We start from the raw sequence: 9,249 nt of genomic DNA, 5'->3' as shown, positions 1-9,249 counted from the left end.
AGAGGTGTATAAGAGACGTCTCCCAGGGCGACGGCTGTCCGGGGGCTCTGGAGGTGCGCTGTCCAGACAGCGGCCGCTCCCGAGGGCAGGCGGGCCCGGGACGCTGTCCGGGTTACAGTCACGCGAAGAGCGGCCGGAGCCACTGACATTGGCTCCGGCCGCTCTGCATCGTGGGCGAGGCCCAGTTAGTCGACGTCGCCGTGCGGTTCGAGCAGGGCGAAGTACGTCGTGCGCTGCTGCTCTGTCAGTTCTCCGTCCAGGGAGAGCGCCGACCGCAGGCCGTGGAGGGTGTCCGCCGCCGGCATGTTCCACGTCGTGTGGGCCTGGCGCTGGATCTCGCCGATTGTGCTGTACGCCTCGCCGGGGAAGCACCGGATGTACCAGTCGAGCATCTTGGCCACCGACGGCGTCAGGTTGAGGTGCCACCACTCCGGGGGCGCCTCGCTGTCCTTGTCTCCTTCGGTGTCGGCGAACATCTCGACGGTCTCCGCGAAGTCGTGCAGTACCGCGGCCCGCACGGTGCGTCCGAGGTGCTCGGTGGGGACGATCTGATCAAGGCCGGCGCCCACCGACCAGGCGAGCTCGCTTGCGATCTGGGCGACGGACTCCTTGTTGCGGTGCCGCAGCACCCACCGCTTGCGCATGTCGGGCCGGTCGAACAGGGCGTGCTGGAAGTCGGCGGTGAACCGGTCACGGACCTCGGCCGCGCCGGGCGAGAGGGCGTCGCGGTCGCCGGCGGACATCGCGGCCCCGACCCCCTCGTAGGACCGCTGGCGGGACTCCACCCAGTCGTCGGCCACCGCGCGGGCCCACTGGTCGCGGCCGCCTACGATCGCCTGCGGACGCGGGACCTCGCTGTTGCCGCGCGAGATGTAGGCCCGCAGCGTCGAGGCGGTGATGCCGCCCAGCTCGGCCATCTCCGGGGCGCCAATCAGCTGCGCTCCGGTCAGTTCGGGGCTGGAGATGTCGACCACGCACTGGTCCAGCGGCAGGGCGCCGCCCTGCTCCTGGCGGCGGGCGGCCCACAGGGCGAGGTGGTCGAGCCAGTTGTCCGGGCGCGTGGCGTCCGGCTCGAAGGTGGCCACCTTGCCGACGTACGCCCGCGTCGGGTTGGCGCGGCCGTCGAGCATGTCGGTCGCGGTGACGGTGACGGCCATGCGGGCCTTGCGCTGCTCGTAGTCCTGCGCGACCGGGTCCCAGACCTGGCCGGGCCGGTACCACGTGGTGCCGTTCCACCAGTAGCCGCCGGCGCGGAACAGCAGCGGCTCGCCGTCCCACTGGGTGTGCAGGCCGGAGGTGTCACCGTCGTGGAGCAGGAGCACGGTCCGGCCGTGTTCGGGGTGGTAGCGCACCGCCCAGCCGAGCGTGTGGTCGAGCGGGTCGGTGGTGAAGGCACGCCAGCCACCGTCGGAGCGGTTCTTGTCGAAGCGGCCCCACATGCCCTCGCCCTTGTTGCGGCCGACGGCCTCGATGGCCTCCGGTCCGTCGTCGAGCGGGATGTGGGAGTCGTCGATGAAGGGCAGGCCCGGCACCGGGTGGTCGGTGCGCAGTCCGTTGGCGAGCGGAAGAACGTGACTCAAGGCTGACTCCTCGTTTCACTGCGAGTGCTGCACGCTTCGTGCATCACTGAACCTGTATCCCTTATACATGCTCGGAAACGCTATTCGTGCAGCCGTTTCCGGCCAAGTTCACCGACAGGCCTCGGCAGGTCGCGTACGAGCTCCTGCGTCAGGCACTCGGGCGCAGCAGCAAGGTCGCGGTCGCCAAGTTCGCGATGCGGGACCGCGAGCGACTCGGCCTCCTTCGAGTCCTGGACAAGGTGATCGTGTTGCACGGCCTGCGGTGGCCAGACGAGATCGGGTCCGCCTCCCAGGTCGACGTCCCAGACGCAGCGGTGTCCGAGGCGGAGGTCGATGCTGCGGTCGCGCTCGCCGAAACGTTGACGGGTGTGGACGTGAGCGAGCTGCGGGACGAGTACCAAGCGGCACTGGAAAAGGTGATCGCGACCAAAGCCGCTGGCTCCCGCCCCGAGGTAGTGGAAGCCCCCCAGCCGGCCTCCGCACAGGTCGTCGACCTCATGGCCATGCTGGAACGTTCCGTCAGCGAGGTGAAGGCCGTGGGCGCCGGTGGCTCGGGCGCCACCGTCCACGACCTTCCCGCGAAGAAGCCCGCGGCCAAGTCGAAGGGCCCAGTCAAGAAGGCTTCGGCCCGAAAGCCCCGTAGCGCCTGAGGATGCGTACGGAGCGAGCGCCGCCCCAGTCGGACTGGCAGGGCAGCACCCAACACGATCGCGCCGCCCTGCCAGTTCGACTGGAAGGGCGGCGCGATGTGAGGCTGGCCGCCTGATTGCCCCGTGATCAGGCCATTCGATCTAGCTGCTGATCCATATCAGGATCCGCTCAGCGAAGTCCTCGCCGAGGACGCGGCAGGCCCCACCGATCAGACCCAGTACGACGGTGCCGAGCAGTGCGCTCAAGGCTCGATGCCTGGAAAAGAAGGCACGGAGGGCCGACCATGACGACTTCCATCGCCATTCTCGGCTCGACGGCAGGGCAAGCCGCCCCGTAGTCTCGGGGTTGGAACTGATGGTTCTCTCCAAACTGTGAGAAGTGCTGGCGTGCTTCTTGACTGCAGTGCAGACCCATCGGACTGCTGTGCGGCCTCCCGTTGGCGCGGGGGGCCGCAGTTTTTTGCCTCCTTACGCGAGACCGATCTTGGACTGCTGCGCGCCGAGAGCCCGTTGGCGCGGTGCCGCTACGGGAACGTGTCAACTCCGTTCTACCTAGCGGCTGCTCTCTTCGCTTCGACGAACCTTACTGACGACTCTCAGTGGGCGGTATCTATAGAAGGATGTCGCGAGACATCGCTGACAGTACGGAGTGAGGGGATTGGCATATGCCAGCGCGTCCGCGGATTCCGAACCCCCAAGACGGCCCTCTTCAGGCGTTCGCGTATGACCTTCGCGAGCTCGGTGTGGGGAAGGTGTCGATCGGCTGGATCGCGGGGCACGAGGAGACGGTTGCCTCCAGAGCCGCTCTCTACGCAGCACTTGCAGGCACCCGGCTGCCGACCGAGTCGACGCTTGCCACCCTGCTCCGTTGGTGGGCTGGCGATCCTTCAGAGGAATCGGGGGCGCATAACCGCTACGCCGATCCTGGCTGGGGGTGGCTGTACCGGCTCCCAGCGGAGCACGACGGGCATCGACTGGCAAAGGAGTGGCGGGTGAGGCATTACCGCGTGGCCAGCGAGGTCTGGGTGAAGAGGAGCCGGACGTCCAAGGCGACCCCCGTGGTCATTAGTCTCCCCGCTGAGCAGCGAAGCTTCATTGCTCAGCTGAAGCACTTGATCGAGATGACTGGGCTGGAAGACGAGATGTGGCTTCTCTTCGGACCAAGGTCTCGGGCTGTGGCGAGGTACCTGTCGGGCCAGACGATTCCTAAGGATGCGTTCTGCTACGACCTGGCCTTCCGCCTCGCTGACTTTCTTCCCGAAGAAATGGACGCCCAGCGAGTCGGTGACCGCCTGATGTGGGCAGCCGGCGACGCGAGGGTAGCGCGGGCGAGGGAGCGCCGCGTTGCCCGCCTGGTCCGCGCTTCCGGGCCGAGGGCGGCACCTGCCGCAGCATCATCTCCTGCCGTTTCATAGGTGGTCCCTCATGCAACATCCATCCCGGCGGGCAGTGATCAGGGAGAACTCTGTTTCATGTGTCGTTTCTTTTGTCTTGCGTTCTGAAACACACACATGAAACGATGGGGTCATGAGCATCGACCCTCACAAGCTGGTGGAAGCGCACGACTGCCCGATGTCCAGCTGCGGAGCTCCGGCGGGTTCGCCCTGCCGCACCACGGTCGGAAAGGTGGCCGTGCAGTACCACACGGCCCGCTTCCGGCTCGTGCCGAGCCTCAAGGCTCAGCTGAACATCCCGACGCCCGCCGTGCGCAAGCCGGGGGCGAAGTGGCAGGAGCTCCCGCGCCCCGCCGCTGCGGCCGCGAGCGATGCGAACGGGCACGTCCGCATCGCGTACGCCCGCGCCTCGACCGCCCGCCAGTCGCTGGACACCCAGCTCGACGCGTTCGCCGATGCCGGGATCACCCGGGTGTTCTCCGAGAAGATCAGCACGCGCGTGAAGGACCGCCCGGAGCTGGAGAAGGCCATCGCCCTCGCGTGCGAGCTGCGTGCCGTCGGCGTCCGCGTCACCCTCGTCATCCACGAGCACAAGCGGCTCGGCCGCGGGCACGACCTGGTGACCCTGGCCGTGCGGCTGCGAGAGCACGACGTGGAGCTGGAGTTCCTGACCGGTGAGCTGCAGGGCTCCCACGACCCACACGGCCCGGTGTTCGCGGTACTGGCCGCCCTGTCCGGTATGGAGCGCGAATACATCCGGGAGAAGACGCTGGACGGCCAGGAGTCTGCCCGCCGGCGTGGCAAGACGATCGGCGGCGCACGGGTGTCCGACCCCACGATGCTCGCCATGGCCCTGCACCTGCGAGACACCGAGACGCTGAGCCTGCGCGAAATGGCCCCCCGGCTCGTCATCACCACGGGCAAGAAGAAGGGGCAGCACCCCAGCCCGGCCACCGTCCTGCGAATGCTCCGGGACCACGACGAGCAGGTGGCCGCCAGCGCTGAGCCGGAGGCGCAACCGTGAGGCGCCTCGTACTCCTGCTCTCGGAGGCGGTCTCTCCCGGGTACCGCTGCGTATAGCAGGACCGCGACGCCCGTCGAAGGGTTCAGATGCGCTTGTAGCTCCGGTTGGAGACGACGTCGCCGACCGCGAAGACGGCGATCAGGCCGTTGTCGATGAAGGTGCGCGTGATGCGGGTGCTGAGGGTGTCGAGCTTCTGCACCTGGACGAGCTTGTCGCCGTCACGGGTGATGGTGGTGTTCGCCTTCCGGCCGTCGTCGGTCTCCTCGACGAACTCCTCGCCAATCTTGAAGGCGAGGTCGATGGTCTTGAAGGTGGTGACGGTCTTCATGCGGTAGTTGTCGCCGTCCTCGGTGATGGTCACGGTGGGCTTTGAGGAGGCAGCGAGCTTGCGGGTAGCCATGCCCACCCCGGTGGCCTTGAGGTAGTCCTCATAGTTGTCGCTGCTGGTCATCTCGTAGGTACCGGCGATGCCCATGAGGGCCTCCTGGGAGTCGAAGCGCCCTTGGGCGCACATCAGTTGCCGGCCGGGTACTCCCGGAACGGTGTGGCCATGCTCGCACCGGGAGTTCGACAGCGGGCAAGATCACCGGTACTCGCCCACTGGCTGGCGCTCATCGCCAAGTCGCTACTGGCCGGTCACCCGCAGATTGGGAAAGGGCCCCCACCACGGAGGTCGCGGCGCGGCGACGGAGGAGGAGTTGGCCTTCTCGCACCGCTCAGCTTCCCGGAGCGGGGCACACCGCCCGCAGGTCAGAACCCGGCAGACGCCGGGCGGCGTGTTTGCGGACAAACGGTTGAGGCCGGCCCGGTAGCGGCCGGTGTAGCAGTCGTTGTCGGGACGTGACTGAGGCAGAACGGCGAGTGCCTGCCGCATGGTCGTCTTGACTCGGGCGAGCCCGTCAGGAGCCGTTGGGTCACCGATCAGCTGTGCTGCCTCTTCCAGGAGCGCGCGTCCTCGCACGTACCCCGGCAACTCGTTCAGCGGCACGACGACGCCGCGCTGGCGGTCGGCTTCCACCTCGGCTGCCTTCCACGCCTGGAAGGCAGCCTCCTCGTAGATCCGCATGGTGCTGTCTGGCCTCCGAGTCGGCGAGGACGTCGTCCAAGTAGCAGCTGTACGGGTCCTTCGATACACCGGGCAGACCAACGACCGCGGGGGCCCTGGCCGGTCAGGTCACTCGGACGGCCGCATCTCTGCCCAAGAGAGGGCGGTGGGGGCGGCAGAGAGTCGGAGATAGTGGGGACCGTGACTGAACGCCTTGATCTCGACCCGTCCGACGGCCCGTGGCTCTACACCCTGGTCCAGCGGATCCATGCCGCCCGTGGGGCCGGCGACGAGGATGAGGCAGCGCGGCTCCTGGCGTACGGGCGAGCGGAGGGCGGCGAAACGCTGACTCGGCTCACCGACCAGATGCTCGACGCCGTTGAGCAGCGGGACACGGCGCACCGCCGCGGCAAGACAATGGAACCGCTCTCCGTCAGCGCCGCCCCGGACGGCGCCCTCATCTGTGACTTCTGCGCGGGGGTCGGTCCCGTCGTCTACTACGAGGTCACCGAGTTCGGCCTCGGCGGCGCGGGCGGTACCTGGCTCTCCGGTGACCGCTTCTACGCCTGTCCGCAGTGCCGCGCGCTCGTCGACGCCGACGACTGGAAGGGGCTGCGTGAGTGGATCGGTCCCAAGCAGCTCACTCAGGCCACCCGGATGATCCTCATGGGCTTCCGCCAGCACCGTCAGGGCGAGGCGGTCGAGTTCGAGCCCGGCACCAATCCCGAAGCCGGCCGGTAGCGCCTCCCCCCTCAGCTCCGGCCTGGCGCGGCACGATGACGGGCCCTCATTAGACCTGTTGGGGGCAACAGGTCTTACAAGGGCCCGTCTGTGGTTTCGTGACCTGGGCTGCTGGTGGACTATCGGGCTTCGGGTACGGCGACGGGGTTGTCGCCGAGGTAGCCCAGGCGCTCGTCGACGGCCGCCTCGGCCTCCCGCTGGCGGCTTACGTGGGCCTTGTCGGCGGGCCATCCCTTGGCCGTCTTGCACTGCTGGCCGTCGGCAGCCCCGCACTTCTCGCACGGCAGCCGGAGCACCTCGACGGCCACCGCGGCGTCCCGCTCGCGACGGCGCCGGGCGGCGGCCGCCTTGCTCTCCCAGCCGATGCCGATCCCGGTCATCGCCTCCGGGTACGTGGTCGTCTCCCGGCCGCCGGCGGAGGCGAGCCTGCCGTCCTGCGCGAGCCGGACCAGCTGCCACACGGTCGGGATGATCGCGGGGCCGCCGTAGTCCTGGCGGTCCGTCCCGCGCGCTGCCACTCCCCACGGGTCACCACCGGGGAAGGCGAGCGCGAGCGGTACGTCACCGGCGACGATCCGGGAGAGGAAGCCCATCCGCTCCCCGGTCTCCCGCACGGTCGAGGCACTGGAGCGCAGGGACTCGATGACGTCCGCGAGCTCCACCGGGGTGTCCGGAACCTCAGCGGCCCGGGCCAGCTGCCGGAGCCTGAGGTCGATCGCCGACAGCTCCGTGGCCAGCTCGTCCAGGGTGATCTGCTTGCCCGCCATCAGGTCGGCGGTGTCCGTCTCGGCGGCGGACTCGTGGTTGTCGGTACGCATGGTCAGCTCCATGTGGTCGGAGGCGGGTCGAGCAGGGTGACGTCGCGGCCGTTGAGGGCGCCCCAGAGACGGGCGGCGACGACGTGCGACATGGCGAGGTTGGCGCTGCTGCCGTCGGCCAAGACGACCTCAACGACCATGGCCTTGCTGCCGTCGGTGAGGTCGGTCGCCGCCCAGGCCCGCAGGACGTCGGCGACGTGGATGAGGGGATCGGTACTGCTGCTCATGGAGTTCGGCTTTCTGCTCGGACAGGGCGTCGTGGGCAGGGACCGGTGGGTGCTGGTGGCCTTCGCCGGCCCCCAGACCCCCGCTCCCCCGGCACTCCCCGGCGCGAAGCGGCATCGTCGTGGCGGAGGTCCGTACGCGCCGGGGAGCACCGGGGCCTGTACGCCCCGGCTGAGGGCGGGTTTCAGATTTGGGCCCTCGACCGAGGCACGTTCAGACGTCCGGGTCGGTGCAGCCGGTGTCCAGCTGCAGGTAGGTCCGGCCGCCGTCGTACGGGCGGCCGGTGGTGCACCGGAAGCTGGTCTCCAGGACGTCCAGCACGGCGCGGGTGGTGGCCTCGTCGGCCATGATCCGGATGTCCGCAATCCCGGGCAGGTGAAGGCGCTCGGGCCGTTGGCGGCGGGCGCGCCCGGGCATCAGTGGAACTCCACGCGTGCGACGACGGCCAGGAGCTCGCCCGCGTCGCCCGCGTCCTTCAAGGCGCCGGGATCCTCGGGCTTCTGCACGGGGCCGGCGACCAGGACGTGCTGGGCGCGGTCGAGGAGGTCCCACCAGTTCGCCGGCAGGCTGACGGTCTCGGCGGCTCGCCACAGCTCGTGGTCGTTCTCGCCGTCCGGGCCGACGTGGACGAGGCCGCGCAGGGACCGGTCGGAGATCCGGGCGCGCACCCGCCAGTTCGGGTCCATGTCCGGCATCCCGTGCAGGCCCCAGTGCTCCCAGTCGGTGCGGGCCTCCAGGTCCTCGATCCCGGCGTCCTCGGTCTCCGGGTACAGCACGAGCATCGGCATCGGCTGCCCGTCCGGCGTGTTCGTCTTCACCAGTGTCACGCCGTAGTTCGGGGACAGGTGGTAGAGGTCGATGCCGTCGGGGGCAGTGAGCTCGTCCAGGGTGATGACCTGCACCCCGGCGTTGCGGAAGGCGTCCATGGGGTCGGCCGGCCGCTGGCGCGGCGGCGCGTCGCGGACCACCTTGATCATGTCGGCGATCTCGTCCGGGTTGGCCCCGCCCGCCGCCCAGTGGTCGAGGGTGTCCTCCAGGAGGTCGGAGGCGGACGCGTCGTCCATCGCCTCCACGGCGGCCAGCGCTTCGGCGGCCGCGGCCGGGTCCGTCTTCCCGGCCCGGGCGAGCGGCGCCCACGCCTGGGTGGTGGCGGAGGCGACGAACCCCGGGGAGGGCAGCGTGCCGTAGACCGCCGCGGCGAGCGCGACGAGGGTCGGCCGCTGCTCGGTGCGGAGCTTCCGGGCCAGCGTCCGCTGACAGGGCAGGCAGCGGCCCCGGCAGGCGGCGACGAGACGGGCGGCGAGTTCGGTGTCGAGTTCCCGCCCGGCGTGGTGCGGGAGGCCTTCGAGGATCGCCATGTCCGGCAGCGGCTCGTGCTGATGGAGGGTGTTGGCGGCCGCCGACGCGTGGGCGGCTCCGCTACGGCGCGATCGGTTCTTCGCGCGCTGCTTCTTGCCGTGCGACTTGACCACGGGAGTTCTCCTCGATGGCGTGCAGCGGTTACCCATGACCCGATGCACGCGCGAGATGGACTCGACTGCGGGCACACGGAAGTTGTTCGTGACGAACGTGGTGGTGCTCTCCGCACTGATGCTCTGGAACCCGTGAGGGTTCTGGCACCTCCGCCTCAGATAGCTCCCAGTCATGGGCTGAGGCTTGGCTTGGGCCCGTGCGAGGGGCCGTGCACAGCACGATATCGGCCCCGGCCGACGCCGAGGCCAGAACGCACGAAGGGCCGCTCGGACGAGGGACAGCGAGACGGAGCCGCAAAG

The 9,249-nt window shown here is 69.2% G+C and carries 11 protein-coding genes; 4 read left to right on the top strand and 7 right to left on the bottom strand.

The window, feature by feature from the left end; genetic code table 11:
* Positions 1-185 precede the first annotated feature (185 nt).
* A complete protein-coding gene (locus DRB96_RS45875) occupies positions 186-1,580 on the bottom strand; it encodes a hypothetical protein (protein ID WP_112448178.1) in 1,395 nt (464 codons plus the stop codon).
* 86 nt (positions 1,581-1,666) lie between these two features.
* On the opposite strand from DRB96_RS45875, the gene DRB96_RS10415 reads away from it, so the two are divergent.
* The 3 genes from DRB96_RS10415 to DRB96_RS10405 all read left to right on the top strand — a co-directional run bounded on the left by DRB96_RS10415 (position 1,667) and on the right by DRB96_RS10405 (position 4,648).
* Complete coding sequence (locus tag DRB96_RS10415) at positions 1,667-2,230, top strand: Ku protein (RefSeq protein WP_239516335.1); 564 nt, start codon at positions 1,667-1,669, stop codon at positions 2,228-2,230.
* A gap of 665 nt (positions 2,231-2,895) precedes the next feature.
* Entirely contained in the window at positions 2,896-3,645 is a 750-nt protein-coding gene (locus DRB96_RS42785) for a hypothetical protein (protein ID WP_162688717.1), read from the top strand.
* 112 nt (positions 3,646-3,757) lie between these two features.
* Complete coding sequence (locus tag DRB96_RS10405) at positions 3,758-4,648, top strand: recombinase family protein (protein ID WP_204357685.1); 891 nt, start codon at positions 3,758-3,760, stop codon at positions 4,646-4,648.
* Between the two features lie 82 nt (positions 4,649-4,730).
* Here the strand turns inward: DRB96_RS10405 and DRB96_RS10400 are convergent, their stop codons facing one another.
* Both DRB96_RS10400 and DRB96_RS42780 read right to left on the bottom strand, forming a co-directional pair.
* The gene (locus tag DRB96_RS10400; RefSeq protein ID WP_162688718.1) at positions 4,731-5,123 is read right to left on the bottom strand and encodes a lipocalin/fatty-acid binding family protein; all 393 of its coding nucleotides are present in this window, start codon (positions 5,121-5,123) and stop codon (positions 4,731-4,733) included.
* Positions 5,124-5,273: 150 nt separating this feature from the next.
* A complete protein-coding gene (locus DRB96_RS42780; RefSeq protein WP_162688719.1) occupies positions 5,274-5,714 on the bottom strand; it encodes a hypothetical protein in 441 nt (146 codons plus the stop codon).
* A gap of 180 nt (positions 5,715-5,894) precedes the next feature.
* On the opposite strand from DRB96_RS42780, the gene DRB96_RS10395 reads away from it, so the two are divergent.
* Positions 5,895-6,434: a hypothetical protein gene (locus DRB96_RS10395; protein WP_162688720.1), complete on the top strand. Its 540-nt coding sequence runs from the start codon at positions 5,895-5,897 to the stop codon at positions 6,432-6,434.
* Between the two features lie 119 nt (positions 6,435-6,553).
* On the opposite strand, the gene DRB96_RS10390 is transcribed toward DRB96_RS10395, so the two are convergent.
* The 4 genes from DRB96_RS10390 to DRB96_RS10375 all read right to left on the bottom strand — a co-directional run bounded on the left by DRB96_RS10390 (position 6,554) and on the right by DRB96_RS10375 (position 8,949).
* Entirely contained in the window at positions 6,554-7,252 is a 699-nt protein-coding gene (locus DRB96_RS10390) for a hypothetical protein (RefSeq protein ID WP_239516336.1), read from the bottom strand.
* Between the two features lie 2 nt (positions 7,253-7,254).
* Positions 7,255-7,479, bottom strand: a complete 225-nt coding sequence (locus tag DRB96_RS10385) for a hypothetical protein (RefSeq protein WP_112448172.1) — start codon at positions 7,477-7,479, stop codon at positions 7,255-7,257.
* 211 nt (positions 7,480-7,690) lie between these two features.
* Positions 7,691-7,894 (bottom strand): hypothetical protein, encoded by a 204-nt coding sequence (locus DRB96_RS10380; protein WP_112448171.1) that lies wholly within the window; start codon positions 7,892-7,894, stop codon positions 7,691-7,693.
* Entirely contained in the window at positions 7,894-8,949 is a 1,056-nt protein-coding gene (locus DRB96_RS10375; RefSeq protein ID WP_239516337.1) for a hypothetical protein, read from the bottom strand. The genes DRB96_RS10380 and DRB96_RS10375 overlap by 1 nt, the downstream gene beginning before the upstream one ends.
* Between the last annotated feature and the right edge of the window lie 300 nt (positions 8,950-9,249).

The sequence above is a fragment of the Streptomyces sp. ICC1 genome, assembly GCF_003287935.1.
Taxonomy (GTDB): domain Bacteria; phylum Actinomycetota; class Actinomycetes; order Streptomycetales; family Streptomycetaceae; genus Streptomyces; species Streptomyces tritrimontium.
This window is presented reverse-complemented; position numbering and strand designations above follow the sequence as displayed.